This window comes from Pseudomonas sp. AC229 (assembly GCF_979254655.1).
In genome coordinates this window covers 17021-33020 of record NZ_CEEDHK010000019.1, presented here as the reverse complement: position 1 = coordinate 33020, position 16000 = coordinate 17021, and the positions used below count along the sequence as shown (strand labels likewise).

Genomic DNA, 16000 nt, shown 5'->3' with positions numbered 1-16000 from the left:
TGTGATTCAGTGCCCACACCGCAGGCTTACCCCTTAGGCGGTTTACCGGTATAACGGCAGCGCTGCCGTGCAGCTCCCCTTCCAAGGACAGGCCCACCGTTGTCGGGCTGGAGACTTACCGTGATCAAACCCCTGCGAATTGCCATTGTCGGCGCCGGCCCTGCTGGTCTTGCCGCCGCTTTGTACCTGCATCGCAGCGGCCATCAAGTCACGGTGTTCGAACGCTTCGAGCACGCCTCGCCCGTGGGCTCGGGGCTTATCCTGCAGCCCACCGGGTTGACCGTTCTCGACGACTTGGGCTTATTCGACGCCATCTCGCAACTGGGCAGCCGCATCGACCGTTTGTACGGCGCCGACGCGCTGACCGGGCGCACCGTGCTCGACGTTGGTTACGCCGCCATCAAAGGTGGCCGTCATGGCATTGCCGTGCACCGCGCCGCCCTTTTCCATGTGTTGTTCCAAGCGGTGACGGCCGAAGGCATTGCGGTAGAGACCGGGCTGGATGTGGAAAGCCTGGAAACCCGCGGCGACCTCGCCTGGCTGGTCGGCGCCAACGAGCGCAAGGCCGGGCCGTTCGATTTAGTCGTTGATGCCAGCGGTTCGCGCTCTCGGCTCAAGGCGTTCTGCCTGCAACCGAGCGAGCCGAAACCGCTGCTCTACGGCGCGTTCTGGGCCTCGTTGCAGGCTGACGCCGCCGCGCAGACCAGCACGGCGCTGGTGCAGCGCTATCAGCGCGCGACCACCATGATCGGCGTGCTGCCAATTGGCAAAGCGCAGCCTTCGAGCGCGCCGATGAGTGCGTTTTTCTGGAGTACCAAACCGGATCAGGTGGAAACGTTAAAGCGCGCAGGCATTGAGAGCTGGAAGGACGGAATCGCCAACCTGTGGCCCGACTGCGAGTCGTACCTGAAGCAGATCAATGGTTTCGACGACATGACCCTCGCCCGCTACGGCCATCACACGCTGGCGATGCCGGTGGGCCGCAGCCTGGCGATCATCGGCGATGCTGCGCATTCGACCAGTCCGCAATTGGGCCAGGGCGCCAACATGGCGCTGCTTGATGCCCGCGCGCTGGTGCATGCGTTGAACACCAGCGACGACCTGGCCAGCGCCCTGCCCCGCTACGCCGCTTCGCGCCGCCGTCACGTACGCACGTTCCAGGCGCTGTCGGCGGCGTTCACGCCGTTTTATCAGTCCGACTCACGGGTGTTGCCGATGCTGCGGGATCAGGTGCTGTTCGGCCTGTCGAAAATTCCGCCAGCGCCGCAGATTCTGGCGGCCATGGTGGCCGGCACGCTGGTGGATCCGTTCAAGCCCATCGGCTTGCGCGAACGCACCTGGCAGCCGCAGGCGCAACCGGCGCCGTTGTAAACCCGGCGCTCAGTGCTGGAGGTGGCCGTAGAGCTTGGCGTACAGGCCGCCCTCGGCGATCAGTTGCTGATGGTCGCCGTCTTCAGCAATGCGCCCGCCGTCAAACACCAACACCCGATCCGCTTGCTTAACGGCGGATAGCCGGTGGGCGATGATCAGCGTGGTGCGCCCTTGCAGGAACTGGCCGAGGGCCTGGTGCAGGGCGTACTCGGTGGCGGCGTCGAGGGCGGAGGTGGCTTCGTCGAGAATCACCACGCTCGGCTCGGCCAGCACCATGCGCGCGATGGCCAGGCGCTGGCGTTGCCCGCCAGACAAGCGCACGCCGGAGCGGCCGACGATGCTGTCCAGGCCTTTGGGCGAGGCGTGAATGGTGTGCGCCAGTTGCGCGATTTCCAGCGCACGCCAGCAGGCTTCATCGCTGCGTTCGCGACCCATGGTCAGGTTGGCGCGTACGGTGTCGTTGAACAGCGCCGGGTGTTGCAGCACCACGGCCACGTGTTCACGCACGGTTTCCAGGCCGATCTCTTCCAGGCTTTTATCGCCGTAGCGAATGCTGCCGCTTTGCGCGGTGTACAGGCCCAGCAGCAACTGCACCAAGGTGCTTTTGCCGCCGCCGCTGGCGCCGACAATGGCCACTTTTTCGCCGGGCGAAATGCGCAGGTTAAGGCCGTCGAGCACCGGTTCGTCGTTGTAGGCGAAGCTCAGTCCACGCACCTCGACGCCCACGGTGGGTTTGCCGGCAAAAGGGTTAGCGCCGCCGGCGTACTGCGGCTCGTCGGCGCGGGCCAGCAGCTCGTTGATGCGTGTCAGCGCGCCACCGGCGGCGTAGTAGGCGTATTGCAGGTTCAGCAGTTGCTCGACGGGGCCGATCATGAACCACAGGTAACTGAACACCGCGAGCATCTGGCCAATCGACAAATCAGAAAACAGCACGGTGAGCATCGCCGCCGCGCGAAAAATGTCGATGCCGAACTGGAACAGCAAGCCGCTGGCGCGGCTGGAGGCATCGCTTTTCCATTGCGAGGCCACGGCGTAATCGCGCACTTCCTGCGCACGCTGGCCAAGGCGGCCGAGGAAGAAACCCTGACGGTTGCCGGCGCGCACTTCCTGGATCGCTTCCAGGGTTTCGGTCAGCGCCTGGGTGAAGCGCGAGGTGCTGTCGTTCTCCAGCTTTTTCAGGTGCTTGACCCGTTTGCCAAGCTGCACCGTGGCGTAGATCACCAGCGGGTTGAATAGCAGAATCAGCAGCGCCAGCTTCCAATGCATCCACATCAGAATGCCGGCGGTGCCGGTCAGGGTGAGCATGGCGACCAGAAAGCGGCTCAGGGTTTCGCCGACGAATTTGTCCAGGGTGTCGAGGTCGGTGACCAGGTGCGTGGTCACCGTGCCGCTGCCCAGGCTTTCGTATTCGCCGAGGGAAATACGCTTGAGGCGTTCGATCAGGCGCACGCGAATGCGGTACACGATGTCTTTCGACAGCCGCGCGAAGAGTCGGGCCTGCAGCACGTTGAAGATCAACGCCGAACCGCGCAGGAGCAAGGTGAGCGCCACCATCAGGCCGATGTAGCCAACCGCGCTTTGCCAGGCCTCGGGCAGCGCGTGGTTCATGACCTTGAGCGCGGCGTCGCCCTGCTTGAGCAGCACTTCGTCCACCAGCAGCGGCAATAGCAATGGAATCGGCACGCTGCACAGGGTGGCGAATACGGCAACCAGGTTGGCGAGGATTAACGACTTTCTATGGCGCAGGGCCAGACGGCGGATTTCTTCCCAGCTCAGGCGATCAAGCATGGGCGCCGTGCTCCAACCAGCGCGCCAGCAGCGGCGCCAGTTGTTCCAGCGGTTGATAACCATTGGTGAGCAACGCCAACTGCCCGTTGCGCTCGGCCAGCACGGTAGGGAAACCGGCAATGCCGAGGTTTTGCGTCCACTCGAAATCGGCGACGGTGGCGGCCAACTCGGCAGCGCTGTCGAAGGCGGCAGCGAATTCGATGCGCGGCAGCCCGGCCCGTTCGGCCAGTTCCACCAGCACAGCGGCCTGGGTGACATCGCGGCCTTCGACGTAGAAGGCGTGTTGAATCAGTTTCACCAGCGACCAGGCGCTTTCTGCATCCAGATTGCGCGCAGCCACCAAGGCGCGGCAGGCCGGCTCGGTGTCGTAAACGAAGCCGTCGGGCAGCGCCCCGTCAAAGGTGAAGGCCTGGCCGGTGCTGGCGTGCACCGATTGCCAGTGTTCGAGGATGTAGCGCTTGGTGGTCGGTTCCAGCGCGGCGGCGGTGCCGGCCCGCAACCCGCCGGCCACCAGATGACTGCTGACACCAGCGGCCAGCGCTTGCTGGGCCAGGACGTCGAATACCGGAGCGAAGCCCCAGCACCAGGAACACATCGGGTCCATCACATAGATCAGACGTGCGTGCATGCGTGGGCTCCAATTGCCGGGACGATCTTGATTGAGAAGGCGCGGGCCGCGCGTTTAGTCGCGGCCTTTTTCCCGTGGGTTGTAGCCCAAAGGATGGGGTTGGTTGCGGGCTTTTGCCAGTTCGATCTGCTTTTGCCGCTCACGTGCGCCGGCCCGGGTTTTCTCGCTGAGGCTGTCCCAGCAATGGGGGCAGCTGACGCCCGGCACGTAATGCGGCGATTCACGGTCGGCGATGGAAATGGGGATGCGGCAAGCGTGGCACTGGTCGTACTCGCCTTCACTGAGGTCGTGGCGCACGGTGACGCGGTTGTCGAAGACGAAACAGTCGCCCTTCCACCGCGTTTCTTCCTGCGGCACTTCTTCCAGGTACTTAAGAATGCCGCCCTTGAGGTGAAACACTTCGTCGAAACCTTGGCTGAGCATGTAGCTCGAGGCCTTTTCGCAGCGAATGCCACCGGTGCAGAACATGGCGACTTTCTTGTGCTTGGCCGGGTCGAAGTTGGCTTCGATATAGGCCGGGAAATCGCGGAAGCTTTTGGTTTTCGGGTCTTGCGCGCCTTCGAATGTGCCAATGGCCACTTCGTAGTCGTTGCGGGTGTCGATCAGCAGCACTTCGGGATCGTCGATCAGCGCGTTCCAGTCTTGCGGCTCTACATAAGTGCCCACTTGCTGGTTTGGGTCGACGCCAGGCACGCCGAGGGTGACGATTTCTTTCTTCAGCTTGACCTTGGTGCGGTAGAACGGCTGCTCGTCGCAGAACGATTCTTTGTGGTCGATATCGACAAAACGCTCGTCGCGCTTGAGCCAGGCCAGCAAACCGTCGATGCCTTCGCGGCTACCGGAAACGGTGCCGTTGATGCCTTCGAGGGCGATCAGCAAGGTGCCTTTGATGCCGTTATCGAGCATGGCTTGCAACAGCGGTTCACGCAGCGCTTCGTAGTCAGTCAGGGTGACGAACTTGTACAGCGCCGCCACGACGATGGGGTGGGTCATGGGGAGTTCTCCAGGTGGTCACCCTCGCAAAGGGCGGACCGGATTTTGTGTCAAAAATGGCGCCGGCTGGCGCGGCGCGCATTTTATGCGAGTTTCTGGGCGTCGGCCATGCTGCGTTGCGTCCTCGCTTTTAATGCTCACGTACTGCAGTACGCTGCGCTTAAACGCTGCGGGGCGCCTTGCCTGGCCTTAGCCCCGAAACTCTCGATCGACGGCACCAGCCAGAACAAAAAAGACCCATAAAAAAACCGCCGCTTGATCACTCAAGCGGCGGTTTTCGTTTCCGGGAGCCCGCGCGGCGGGTTAGTGCCCGCCTGCGCAGGTCGGCGAAGCTGGGGCGGCGCCGGTGGCGGCCCATTCTTCGGGTGTATAGGTATGCAGCGCCAGTGCGTGGAATTGGCCCATCAGGTCGCCCAATGTGGCGTACACCTTCTGGTGGCGCTTGACCGCATTCAGGCCAGCAAACGCTGGCGTCACCACCACGGCCTTGAAGTGGGTTTCCAGGCCACGGCTGTGCATGTGGCTTTCGTCCTGCACGTCGACGAACGAAGGGTCGAGCGCCGCCAGGGTGGTTTGAATGCGTTCACGCATAGTCATACAAGGCTCCGATTACGGCTTTTTGGCTGGGGCTGGCGCGGCTTTGGCGTCGGCCGGGGCAATTTCTTTGGTCATGTCGGCCAGCAGCTTGTTCACTTCCGGAACAGCACCTTCCAGCTTGGCCTGGGCCATTTGCGCGGACTGTGCGGTTACGCGCGGCATGGTTTCCTGCACTTTCTTGCCCAGTGGCGACTGGTAGAAGGCGATCAGGTCTTTGAGTTCCTGCTCGCTGAAGTTGGTGGTGTAGAGCTTGACCATGTCGGGCTTGAGCTTGTCCCAGGCGACGGCTTTGTCGAGGGAAGCCTTGGCTTTTGCTTTGTAGGTTTCGAGAAGGGCTTTTTTGGTTTCTGGCGCTTGGGCCTGAACGAAGCGTTGATCGAAGAGTTGATCAACTTGGGCGTAGATCGGGGCGGTGAGTTTGTCGGCGTGGGCCAGTTTCAGGAAGGTTTCAGCGTTGGCGGCGTGGCTTTTAGCGTCTGCGAATACGTTGGCGCTCAGGCAGACCATAAAGGCGGCAGTGCAAAGGGTACGAATCGGGGTCATTAGGTATTTCCTTGGTTTTGAAAGCGGATAGAAAGAGAGAAGTAAAGGCAAATCCCGGAGGCTGGGCATTCTGCGCGTTGCTTGGACCCGGCTCAAGCGCAGCGGTTGCACTGGGCAAGCCGGCGGGAAAATCCTGACAGCCGTTGAGGAGACTCCTTTGGTCCGCAAGCGAATTGCCAGCACTTGCAGCACGCCCCTTCGACGGTGCATTCTTCGCGCCAACAAATTGGCTACCCGCCGCGACACGCGCCAGAAAATGCGCCCCGTTTCACCGGCCCGGTTTCGCCACACCTTATTCAGCAACACACGGACGTGTTCGATGAGCAACCTCAGTACCGCCCTCGTCTCCGACCCTTGGCAGCCTTTATGCGATGCCAAGGGCAGGCTCCTGCCGAACGCCATCGGCTGGTCGAGCCGCCCCCACCTGAACTGCGCCCTGCCCGGGCACTATGGCCGCCGAAAGCGCTGGAACCACTGGTGCATCACCACGCCGGACTGGATGATGGCGCTCACCGTGGCGGACCTCGATTACATCGGTTACGGCGCCGTCTATTTTCTCGACCTGCAAACCGGCCACGCCGTCGCCCACACCCAGCTGCGGCCACTGGCGCGCGGCTGCGAGATGCCTGACACACCCTTGCAGGGTCACGTCTTCCAGCACTCACGCCTGCAAATTCGCGTAGACGAGCACCCTGGCCGCGCCCGTTTGGTGGCCACGGTGCCGGACATCGGTGGGCAAACCTTGCAAGTGGCGTTGGACGTACAGCGCCCCGGCCACCTCGACTCAGTCAACCTGGTGGTGCCGTTTGCTCAGGGCGGCTTCCACGCCACGTCCCGGCATGTAGGGCTGCCGGCCAGCGGTGACGTGCAGTTGGGCAGCACGCAATACCACTGCGTACCCGGCAACAGCTTTGCCGCGCTGGACTTCGGCCGCGGCGTGTGGCCGCTCAATACCCACTGGACCCGCGCCGCCTTCGCCGCGCCGGGCGGCATTGCCGGCAACTTTGGCTCCGGCTGGACGGACAACACGGGGCTGTCGGAAAACGCCTTGTGGTTTGGCGGTGAGCTGCAGCATGTCAGCAGCCCCATGACGATCACCGGCAACCTGCACAACCCCTCCGCGCCCTGGCAGTTAAATAGCGCAGATGACCGCGTGGCCTTGGTGTTCACCCCGCGTCAGCAACATGTTGCGCGGCCGAAGGTGGGCCCCTTTTATGCCGAGACCCGCCAATGGTTCGGTCAATTCGACGGCGTGCTGCGCGGGCCAAAAGGCGAGCGCGTGCCAGTGGACGGCGCCCTCGGCTGGCTCGGCACCACCAACGCGCGCTGGTAACTCACACAGTGGCGCTCAGCGAAGCGCCGTAACGTTTTATGTGCGTTACAGGGAACCTGCCCGCCAGAGCAACGCCTAAACTGCCGGAACAGTCCGCGGAGAAGAACCATGAATCGCATTGAAACCGACAGCATCGGCGCCATCGACGTTCCTGAAGCGGCGTATTGGGGCGCCCAGACGCAACGTTCGCTGATCAACTTTGCCATCGGCCAGGAACGCATGCCGCTGGCCGTGCTTCACGCCCTGGCGCTGATCAAAAAAGCCGCCGCCCGGGTCAACGACCGCATCGGCGACCTGCCGCCCGACATCGCTCGCCTGATCGAACAAGCCGCCGACGAAGTACTCGCCGGCCAGCACGACGATCAATTTCCATTGGTGGTGTGGCAAACCGGCAGCGGCACGCAAAGCAACATGAACGTCAACGAAGTGATTGCCGGGCGCGCCAACGAGCTGGCTGGCAAGGGGCGCGGCGGCAAGGTGCCAGTGCACCCGAACGACCATGTGAACCGCTCGCAAAGCTCCAACGACGCCTTTCCCACCGCCATGCACATTGCCACCGCGCAAGCGATCACCCACGACCTGCTGCCGGCGATTGCCGAGCTGTCCGGCGGTCTGGCCGAACAGGCAGCGCGGCACATGCACCTGGTGAAAACCGGGCGCACGCACATGATGGACGCCACGCCCGTCACCTTCGGCCAGGAGCTTTCCGCCTTTGTCGCCCAGCTGGGTTACGCCGAACGCGCCATCCGCGCCGCGCTGCCCGCCGTTTGTGAGCTGGCCCAAGGCGGCACGGCGGTGGGCACGGGGCTCAACTCCCCGCACGGTTTCGCCGAAGCCATCGCCGCCGAGCTGACCGCCCTTTCCGGCTTGCCGCTGGCCTCTGCGCCGAACAAGTTTGCCGCCCTCGCCGGCCATGAGCCGCTGGTGACTTTGGCCGGCGCGTTGAAAACCCTGGCCGTGGCCTTGATGAAAATCGCCAACGACCTGCGCCTGCTCGGCTCCGGCCCGCGCGCCGGTCTGGCCGAAGTGCGCCTGCCGGCCAACGAACCCGGCAGCTCGATCATGCCCGGCAAGGTCAACCCGACCCAGTGCGAGGCGCTGTCGATGCTGGCCTGCCAAGTGATGGGCAACGACACCACCATCACCTTCGCCGCCAGCCAGGGCCATCTGCAGCTCAACGTATTCAAGCCGGTGATCATCCATAACCTGCTGCAATCCATTCGCCTGCTGGCAGACGGTTGCCGCAATTTCCAGAAGCACTGCATCGAAGGCATGGAGCCGGACGCCACGCAAATGGCCGCGCACCTTGAGCGCGGGCTGATGCTGGTGACCGCGCTGAATCCCCATATCGGTTACGACAAATCCGCACAAATCGCCAAAAAGGCCTACAGCGAAGGCACGACGTTGCGCGAAGCGGCGGTGGCGCTGGGCTTCGTCACTAACGAGCAGTTCGACGAATGGGTGCGACCGGAAAGCATGCTTGAGGCTGGTAGCCATGAGTGACGAGGTCAGGAGCGGCGCCACGCCATTGGAGGGCGACGGCAAGCGAATACTGCTGATTTTGGGCACGCCCAAGGGCAACAGTTTTTGCAACGCCTTGGCCGAGGCATACACCGTCGGCGCCCGTGGCCAGGGCCACGTGGTGCGCCAGCTGAAGCTCGGCGAGCTGCAATTCGACCCGATCCTGCGCGACGGCTATGACCAAAGCCAGACCCTGGAAGCCGACCTGCTTGAAGCCCAGCGCCAGATTCACTGGGCCGAGCATTTGGTGTTCGTTTATCCGGTGTGGTGGGGTGGGATTCCGGCGCTGCTCAAAGGCTTTTTCGACCGCACCTTCCTGCCCGGCTTCGCCTTCAAGTACCGCAACCGCTCGCAGCTATGGGACAAACTGTTGACCGGCCGCACGGCTGATCTGCTAGTGACCATGGACACGCCGCCGTGGTACTTCCGCTGGATCTACGGCGCTCCGGCGCACCGGCAGATGACCCGCACCATTCTCGGCTTCTGCGGCATCAAAACCCGCCGACTCGCCCAGTTCTCGCCCATTCGGCCGTCGACCGAAACGCAGCGCCAAGCGTGGCTGCGCAAGGCGGAGTTGTTGGGCTCGAAGATTTAAAGCGCTGCAAAACACCCTGTGGGAGCGGCCGGCCGCTCCCACAGAAAGCAGTTATTCCCCGCTCGCCCGCCGCGCCCGCAGGTTGGCCATCAACGACGGCCCAATCGCCGTCACCGCCGAGCCAAACACCACCAGCACCGCACCGACATACGCCAGCCAATTGATCTGCTCAGGATGAACATGCTCGGGCCATAGCTGCGCGGCGGCGGCCACCGAGGCGAACGTCACCAGCGGCGTGATGGCCAGCGTTGCGCTCACTCGCGAACCTTCCCAGTGCGCCAACGCTTCGGCAAACGCGCCGTAAGCCACCAGCGTGTTCAGGCAGCAGGCGATCAACAACCAGAATTGCAGCGCACTCAGCTCCAGCACTTGCGCCGGATGTGCCCACGGCGTGAGCAACGCAGCGCAGGCGAGGTAGATGACCATCATCACTTGCATGGAATTCCAGCGGGTCAGCAACTGCTTCTGCGCCAGGCCATAAAACGTCCAGACGAAGGCAGCGAGCAAAACGGTGAGCACGCCGACGGTGTAGGTGCCCAGCGACGTCAGCAACTCATGCAAGCGTTGGTTGAAGAACAGGCCGAAGCCGAGAATCAGCACCGCCAGGCCAATTGCCTGGCCGACGCTAAAGCGCTCATGAAACAGCCACACACTGCCCAGCAGAAACAGAATGGGCGCCACTTGAATCACCAATTGCGTAGTGCCTGGGCTCAGCACTTTCAGGCCGATCAGGTACAGCACGTAATTGCCGATCAGACCCAGCACGGCCACCGCCAGCAACACCCGGCCATTGCCACCGAGCAACCTGAAATCGGGCAGGCGGCGCGTCAACGCCAGGTACACCAGCAGCAGCGAGCCGGAAACGATCAGGCGATACCAAGTCACGGTGATGGGGTCCATGACCTCCAGCACTTCTTTCAATTTGATAGGAAGAACACCCCAGAGCACGGCGGTGATCAGGGCAAGCGTCAGGCCGTAAAGCCAACGGCCGGAAGAAGTGTGCATGGCAGCCTCAAATGAGCAGAGCGCAGCAAACGCTGGCAAAGCCCGCATTCTAGGCAGCCGCCCACCCGCAAACACAGGAACAGTTGAGCGCCGTAACTGTACGGTTCAGTCGTGCGAGTGCAATCAACGCCATTTGCCTGGCGCCAATTAAGTGTAAAAACCCGCAATTGGCGGCGATCTACTCGGAAAAAGCTGCCATTTGTCGCTAAACGTGACGCACACCCGAAGTGTGATTACACTCACAGAATCCGACCCCCCTATGGAGCCACAACCATGTTCAGCCAACGCACGCAGGATGCCGCCGCCGCTACCCATTACCGCAGTGAGCGGGTCAGCGCCGTGAACGGTCAGTATTTTTTCGCCACCCGCGAAGGCACATTGGAAGGGCCGTATTTCACCCGTGTGGATGCTGAGCGGGAGATTGCGATGTACGTGCGCCGGCAGTTGCAAGGCGACGAGATTATTGAGAGCCGCACGTTTATGGATCGGCATGGGACTATTGATCACTAGGCCTCCAGATCACCGTTGTCGTCGAGAGCATCGAGGCTGAAGCCTCTCCTACAGGAATTCACCACCTGAGGGGCGGGAGTTAATCCCGGGTAATCCGGATAAACACCGCATAAAAAAACCGCGCCGAAGCGCGGTTTTTTTATGGGCGGCGAAACCTTATTTGTAGGCTTCGAACAGGCCAGTAGCGCCCATGCCACCGCCTACGCACATGGTCACGATGCCGTAGCGTTTGCCACGACGACGCAGCTCACGCACGAGGTGGCCGACCTGGCGCGAGCCAGTCATGCCGAACGGGTGGCCGATGGAGATCGAGCCGCCGTTGACGTTGTATTTTTCGTTGTCGATTTTCAGGAAGTCACGGGCATACAGGCACTGCGAGGCGAACGCTTCGTTCAGTTCCCACAGGTCGATGTCGTCCACTTCCAGGCCACGGGCTTTGAGCAGTTTGGGCACCGAGTACACCGGGCCGATGCCCATTTCGTCTGGCTCACAACCGGCAACGGTAAAACCGCGGAAATACGCCAGCGGTTCCAGGCCCAGCTCCTTGGCTTTATCCAGGCTCATCACCAGCGTCATGGAGGCGCCGTCCGACAGCTGCGAGGCGTTGCCGGCGGTCACCGAACCGTCTTCGGCGAACACTGGCTTCAGGCCTTGCAGGCTGGCCAGGGTGGTGTCGGCACGGTTGCAATCGTCGCGATCGACCACGCCTTCAACGATGGATTTTTCGCCAGTGGCTTTGTCTTCCACTTGGTACTTAACGGCCATCGGCACGATTTCGTCGTCGAACAGGCCTTCAGCCTGGGCGCGCGCAGTGCGTTGCTGGCTTTGCAGGGCGTATTCGTCTTGCTGCTCGCGGGTGACGTTGTAGCGGCGGGCGACGATCTCGGCGGTCTGACCCATCGGGTAATAGATGCCCGGCGAGCTGACTTTGAGCAGCGGGTTGATCAGGTTGTCGGTGTTGACGCTTTTCAGGGTCATGGTGATCGACTCAACACCACCGGCGACGATGATGTCGCTGCAGCCCGAGGCAATCTGGTTGGCGGCGATGGCGATAGCCTGCAGGCCCGAGGAGCAGAAACGGTTGAGGGTCATGCCGGCCACCTGAGTGCCCAGGCCCGACAACACGGCCACGTTGCGGCCAATGTTGTAACCCTGCGCGCCTTCGTTGGAGCCTGCACCGACGATGCAGTCTTCTACCGAAGCCGGGTCGATCTTGTTGCGTTCCAGCAGAGCATTGACGCAATGCGCGGCCATGTCGTCCGGACGGGTCAGGTTGAACTTGCCGCGAAAGGACTTGGCCAGGCCAGTCCGCACGCTGTCGACGATCACTACTTCACGCATCACGCACCTCGTTTTTGTTCGGAAAAGATCAGGGCTGGAGTGCAGCTGGCCGCTAGGATAAAACCGCCGCAAGCGCCACGGCGATGATTATTCATCCCGTGTATGCGCGGCGATCCTGCCCTTTTCGACGCCTGTCGCGGGTTGCCGCTGTTCAGTCCTTGTTCATGGCGCGTTCAAGGGCGTCGTTGATGGTGCGTAGCACCTTTACCCGAGCGAAGCGCTTGTCGTTGGCCTCCACCAGGGTCCAGGGCGCCAACTGCGTGCTGGTGCGGTCGACCATGTCTTCCACGGCGTCGGCGTACTGCGGCCACTTTTCCCGGTTGCGCCAGTCTTCTTCGGTGATTTTGAAACGCTTAAAGGCAATTTCCTCACGTTCCTGGAAGCGCTTGAGCTGGGTTTCTGAGTCAATCGACAGCCAGAACTTCACCACCACCACGCCCGCGCGGGTCAGCTGTTCTTCGAAATCATTGATTTCCCCGTAGGCCCGCAGCCAGTCGGCCGGGGTGCAAAAGCCCTCCACCCGCTCGACCAGTACGCGGCCGTACCACGAGCGGTCGAACACAGTGAATTTGCCGAGCGCAGGAACGTGCCGCCAGAAGCGCCACAAGTAAGGCTGCGCCCGTTCTTCTTCGGTGGGCGCGGCGATTGGCACAATTCGGTATTGGCGCGGATCGAGCGCCGCCGCCACGCGGCGAATGGCGCCGCCCTTGCCGGCCGCGTCGTTGCCTTCAAACACAGTGACCAACGAATGCTTGCGAAAGCGCTTGTCGCGCATCAAAACGGCCAGGCGTGCCTGCTCGGTGGCGAGTTGTTTTTGGTAATGCTCTTTGTCCAGACGCTGGCTAAGGTCGAGGCTGCCGAGCAGGCCACGGTTATCGATGCTCACCGAGGCAGGACCGGCGTGAGGATGACGCGGCGTGCTTTCTTTTACCTTGAGCGCGGCTTGCAGCCCTTCCAGCAGAATTTTCGCCACTGTCAGGTTGCGGTAGTTCTCGTCGGCGCCTTCCACCACATACCAGGGGGCGTAATCGCGACTGGTTTTGTGCAAAACGCGTTCACCGAAGCGCACGAAGCGGTCATAGGTTTCCGATTGCTGCCAATCCAAGGGACTCAGGCGCCAGCTGCGTTCGGGGTCGTCTTTCAGATTCTTCAGGCGGGCTTTCATCTGTTTCTTCGACAGGTGAAACCAGAATTTAAAAATCAGCGCGCCCTCGTCGCACAGCATGCGCTCCAGGTTTTCCGCGCCGATGATGGCCTGGTCGAGCACCGCGTCTTTGAAATGACCATGCACCCGGCCCTGAATCATCTGGCTGTACCAATTGCCAAAGAAGATGCCCATGCGCCCTTTGGGTGGCAGTTGCCGCCAGTAGCGCCAAGCCGGCGGATGGGCCAGTTCCTCGTCGGTTTGCTGGTCGAAGGTGTTCACCTGAATAAGCCTGGGGTCCATCCATTCGTTGAGCAGTTTGACCGTCTCGCCTTTGCCAGCGCCCTCGATGCCGTTGATCAGCACGATCACCGGAAAACGCGCCTGCTGCTGCAATTCGAATTGCGCTTCGAGCAGCGCCTCGCGCAGCGCAGGAATGGCCGCCTCGTAGTCTTCCTTATCAATGGCGTGGCCAATTTCGGCGGACTCAAACATAAAACCTCGCTCCATTCGTTAACGTGATGGGCACAGCCTAGCGGATTGCGCCGCGCTAGCCATGCCCTGTTGCCGGATCGGCTAGAATGCGCGCCTTGCCGCGCCAGAACCGACCATGTCCGACAGCCCTCTTTCCGCCGCCACCCACACCGCCCAACTCGATTGGGATGAACTCGGCCAGCCGCATTCGCGTGCCTACGGCGATGTGTATTTTTCAAACAGCGCGGGGCTTGATGAGCCGCGCTATGTATTCCTGGACAACAACGACCTGCCCGCGCGCTTCGCCGCCCTGCCGCCAAACGGCAAGCTGGTGATTGGCGAAACCGGTTTTGGCACCGGTCTGAATTTTCTCTGCGCCTGGGAGCTGTTTGCGCGCACGGCGCCGGCCGGGGCGCAGCTGCATTTTGTCAGTGTCGAAAAATACCCACTCAGCCACGCCGACCTGCAACGGGCGCTGTCGCTGTGGCCAGCGTTGCAGCCATTTGCCGAGCCATTGCTGGATCAATACGTGGCCTTGCACCCCGATTTCCAGCGCGTGTTGTTCGACGGCGGCCGCGTGGTGCTGACGCTGTTGATCGGCGATGTGATGGAGCTGCTGCCGCAACTCGACGCTGAAATAGACGCCTGGTTTCTCGACGGTTTTGCGCCGGCAAAAAACCCGGACATGTGGTCGCCGGAACTGTTCGGCGAACTGGCGCGGCTGTCGACGCCGCGCACCACGCTGGGCACCTTCACCACGGCGGGCGTCGTGCGCCGGGCACTGAAGGCGGTCGGTTTCAAACTCAAGCGCGTGCCCGGTCTGGGGCACAAATGGGAAGTGTTGAAAGGCCAGTTCATTGGCCTGGAAGAGGCGCCTGCTACGCCACCCTCGCCCGCCTGGTACGCCCGCCCCGCGCCGCTCGGCGGCCCGCGCACGGCCCTGGTGGTGGGCGCCGGGCTGGCCGGCTGCGCCACCGCAAACAGCCTGGCAGCGCGCGGCTGGCAGGTGACGCTGCTGGAGCGCCATGGCGAGTTGGCGCAGGAAGGCTCGGGCAATCCGCAGGGCGTGTTGTACCTCAAACTGTCCGCCCATGGCACCACGCTGTCGCGCTTGATCGTGGCGGGTTTCGGCCATACCCGTCGGCAAATCCAACGCTTGCAGCGCGGGCAGGATTGGGACGCTTGCGGCGTGCTGCAACTGGCATTCGATGACAAAGAAGCCGCGCGCCAGGCCAAGCTTGCGGCTGCGTTTCCCGCCGACTTGTTGCATTCGCTGAACCGGCAACAGGCCGAGCAACAAGCTGGCATCGCTTTGGCCAGTGGCGGGCTGTTCTATCCGAACGGCGGCTGGGTGCATCCGCCAGCGTTGTGCCAGTTGCTCGCCGAGCACCCTGGCATTCAGGTGCTTACCCACCAGAACGTGCTCGAACTGCATCAGCACAACGGCCAGTGGCACGCGCGCGATGGCCAGCATGGCATTGCCAGCGCCAGCGTCGCGGTGTTGGCCGGCGCCGCCGATGTACGCGCGTTTGCTCCCACCGCATCGCTACCGCTTAAACGCATTCGCGGCCAAATCACTCGGCTGCCACAAACACCGCAGAGCCGTTCGCTGAGCACCGTGGTGTGCGCCGAAGGCTACGTCGCGCCAGCCCGCCACGGCGAACACACCCTGGGCGCCAGCTTCGACTTTCACAGCGACGACCTGACCGTGAAAGCAGCCGAGCACGTGAGCAATTTGCAGCTGCTGGAGGACATTTCCAGCGACCTGGCTGAGAGACTGAATGCCCGCGAATTGTCAGTGGATGAACTGCAAGGCCGCGCCGCTTTTCGCTGCACCAGCCCGGATTATTTGCCAATCGTTGGCCCGGTCGCCGACGCAGACGCCTTTGCCAGCGCCTACGCCGTGTTGCGCAAAGACGCCCGGCAAAGTCCCGACAGCCCCTGCCCGTGGCTGCCCGGTTTATACGTGAACAGTGGGCATGGCTCTCGCGGGTTGATCACCGCGCCACTGGCGGGCGAACTGCTTGCTGCCTGGCTGAACAACGAACCGCTGCCGGTGCCGCGGGATGTCGCCGAAGCCTGTCATCCCAATCGGTTTGCGCTGCGAAAATTGGTGCGCGGTTAGGGCGTGTTCACCTTCACCCGTCGCGGGCGCGT

General features: G+C 62.4%; 14 protein-coding genes. 6 read left to right on the top strand and 8 right to left on the bottom strand.

Features of this window, described 5'->3' with window-relative positions; all coding sequences use genetic code 11:
* Positions 1-120 precede the first annotated feature (120 nt).
* Entirely contained in the window at positions 121-1371 is a 1251-nt protein-coding gene (locus AC0IW7_RS22670) for an FAD-dependent oxidoreductase (protein WP_471821008.1), read from the top strand.
* 9 nt (positions 1372-1380) lie between these two features.
* On the opposite strand, the gene AC0IW7_RS22665 is transcribed toward AC0IW7_RS22670, so the two are convergent.
* The 5 genes from AC0IW7_RS22665 to AC0IW7_RS22645 form a co-directional block, all read right to left on the bottom strand.
* Positions 1381-3159: an ABC transporter ATP-binding protein gene (locus AC0IW7_RS22665; RefSeq protein WP_471821006.1), complete on the bottom strand. Its 1779-nt coding sequence runs from the start codon at positions 3157-3159 to the stop codon at positions 1381-1383.
* Complete coding sequence (locus AC0IW7_RS22660; RefSeq protein WP_471821004.1) at positions 3152-3787, bottom strand: DsbA family protein; 636 nt, start codon at positions 3785-3787, stop codon at positions 3152-3154. Before AC0IW7_RS22660 ends, AC0IW7_RS22665 begins: the two co-directional genes overlap by 8 nt.
* A 54-nt stretch (positions 3788-3841) precedes the next feature.
* The gene (trhO, locus tag AC0IW7_RS22655) at positions 3842-4780 is read right to left on the bottom strand and encodes an oxygen-dependent tRNA uridine(34) hydroxylase TrhO (RefSeq protein ID WP_122495049.1); all 939 of its coding nucleotides are present in this window, start codon (positions 4778-4780) and stop codon (positions 3842-3844) included.
* 303 nt (positions 4781-5083) lie between these two features.
* The gene (locus AC0IW7_RS22650) at positions 5084-5377 is read right to left on the bottom strand and encodes a BolA family protein (protein ID WP_463383132.1); all 294 of its coding nucleotides are present in this window, start codon (positions 5375-5377) and stop codon (positions 5084-5086) included.
* Between the two features lie 12 nt (positions 5378-5389).
* Complete coding sequence (locus AC0IW7_RS22645; RefSeq protein WP_122495045.1) at positions 5390-5920, bottom strand: DUF2059 domain-containing protein; 531 nt, start codon at positions 5918-5920, stop codon at positions 5390-5392.
* A 319-nt stretch (positions 5921-6239) separates the two neighbouring features.
* On the opposite strand from AC0IW7_RS22645, the gene AC0IW7_RS22640 reads away from it, so the two are divergent.
* The 3 genes from AC0IW7_RS22640 to AC0IW7_RS22630 all read left to right on the top strand — a co-directional run bounded on the left by AC0IW7_RS22640 (position 6240) and on the right by AC0IW7_RS22630 (position 9369).
* Positions 6240-7253, top strand: a complete 1014-nt coding sequence (locus tag AC0IW7_RS22640; RefSeq protein ID WP_471821002.1) for a DUF2804 domain-containing protein — start codon at positions 6240-6242, stop codon at positions 7251-7253.
* 108 nt (positions 7254-7361) lie between these two features.
* Positions 7362-8756 (top strand): class II fumarate hydratase, encoded by a 1395-nt coding sequence (locus tag AC0IW7_RS22635; protein WP_122495041.1) that lies wholly within the window; start codon positions 7362-7364, stop codon positions 8754-8756.
* Positions 8749-9369 (top strand): NAD(P)H-dependent oxidoreductase, encoded by a 621-nt coding sequence (locus tag AC0IW7_RS22630; protein ID WP_122495039.1) that lies wholly within the window; start codon positions 8749-8751, stop codon positions 9367-9369. Before AC0IW7_RS22635 ends, AC0IW7_RS22630 begins: the two co-directional genes overlap by 8 nt.
* A 51-nt stretch (positions 9370-9420) precedes the next feature.
* Here AC0IW7_RS22630 and AC0IW7_RS22625 read toward each other — a convergent pair whose 3' ends face one another.
* A complete protein-coding gene (locus AC0IW7_RS22625) occupies positions 9421-10374 on the bottom strand; it encodes a DMT family transporter (protein ID WP_471820999.1) in 954 nt (317 codons plus the stop codon).
* Positions 10375-10647: 273 nt separating this feature from the next.
* Here AC0IW7_RS22625 and AC0IW7_RS22620 point away from each other — a divergent pair, with 273 nt between their 5' ends.
* Complete coding sequence (locus AC0IW7_RS22620; RefSeq protein WP_471820997.1) at positions 10648-10884, top strand: DUF6316 family protein; 237 nt, start codon at positions 10648-10650, stop codon at positions 10882-10884.
* 156 nt (positions 10885-11040) lie between these two features.
* Here AC0IW7_RS22620 and AC0IW7_RS22615 read toward each other — a convergent pair whose 3' ends face one another.
* Both AC0IW7_RS22615 and pap read right to left on the bottom strand, forming a co-directional pair.
* Complete coding sequence (locus AC0IW7_RS22615; RefSeq protein ID WP_122495033.1) at positions 11041-12225, bottom strand: thiolase family protein; 1185 nt, start codon at positions 12223-12225, stop codon at positions 11041-11043.
* Positions 12226-12376: 151 nt separating this feature from the next.
* A complete protein-coding gene (pap, locus tag AC0IW7_RS22610) occupies positions 12377-13864 on the bottom strand; it encodes a polyphosphate:AMP phosphotransferase (protein WP_471820995.1) in 1488 nt (495 codons plus the stop codon).
* Positions 13865-13979: 115 nt separating this feature from the next.
* On the opposite strand from pap, the gene mnmC reads away from it, so the two are divergent.
* The gene (gene mnmC, locus AC0IW7_RS22605) at positions 13980-15968 is read left to right on the top strand and encodes a bifunctional tRNA (5-methylaminomethyl-2-thiouridine)(34)-methyltransferase MnmC2/FAD-dependent 5-carboxymethylaminomethyl-2-thiouridine(34) oxidoreductase MnmC1 (protein WP_471820993.1); all 1989 of its coding nucleotides are present in this window, start codon (positions 13980-13982) and stop codon (positions 15966-15968) included.
* Positions 15969-16000 lie beyond the last annotated feature (32 nt).

Bases quoted from the DNA above. Each gene is read 5' to 3' on its own strand.
- AC0IW7_RS22650 (WP_463383132.1), bottom strand. From the start codon at position 5,377: ATGACTATGCGTGAACGCATTCAAACCACCCTGGCGGCGCTCGACCCT.
- AC0IW7_RS22640 (WP_471821002.1), top strand. From the start codon at position 6,240: ATGAGCAACCTCAGTACCGCCCTCGTCTCCGACCCTTGGCAGCCTTTA.
- AC0IW7_RS22625 (WP_471820999.1), bottom strand. From the start codon at position 10,374: ATGCACACTTCTTCCGGCCGTTGGCTTTACGGCCTGACGCTTGCCCTG.
- AC0IW7_RS22660 (WP_471821004.1), bottom strand. From the start codon at position 3,787: ATGCACGCACGTCTGATCTATGTGATGGACCCGATGTGTTCCTGGTGC.
- AC0IW7_RS22615 (WP_122495033.1), bottom strand. From the start codon at position 12,225: ATGCGTGAAGTAGTGATCGTCGACAGCGTGCGGACTGGCCTGGCCAAG.
- AC0IW7_RS22645 (WP_122495045.1), bottom strand. From the start codon at position 5,920: ATGACCCCGATTCGTACCCTTTGCACTGCCGCCTTTATGGTCTGCCTG.
- trhO (WP_122495049.1), bottom strand. From the start codon at position 4,780: ATGACCCACCCCATCGTCGTGGCGGCGCTGTACAAGTTCGTCACCCTG.
- AC0IW7_RS22635 (WP_122495041.1), top strand. From the start codon at position 7,362: ATGAATCGCATTGAAACCGACAGCATCGGCGCCATCGACGTTCCTGAA.
- AC0IW7_RS22665 (WP_471821006.1), bottom strand. From the start codon at position 3,159: ATGCTTGATCGCCTGAGCTGGGAAGAAATCCGCCGTCTGGCCCTGCGC.
- AC0IW7_RS22620 (WP_471820997.1), top strand. From the start codon at position 10,648: ATGTTCAGCCAACGCACGCAGGATGCCGCCGCCGCTACCCATTACCGC.
- AC0IW7_RS22630 (WP_122495039.1), top strand. From the start codon at position 8,749: ATGAGTGACGAGGTCAGGAGCGGCGCCACGCCATTGGAGGGCGACGGC.
- pap (WP_471820995.1), bottom strand. From the start codon at position 13,864: ATGTTTGAGTCCGCCGAAATTGGCCACGCCATTGATAAGGAAGACTAC.
- mnmC (WP_471820993.1), top strand. From the start codon at position 13,980: ATGTCCGACAGCCCTCTTTCCGCCGCCACCCACACCGCCCAACTCGAT.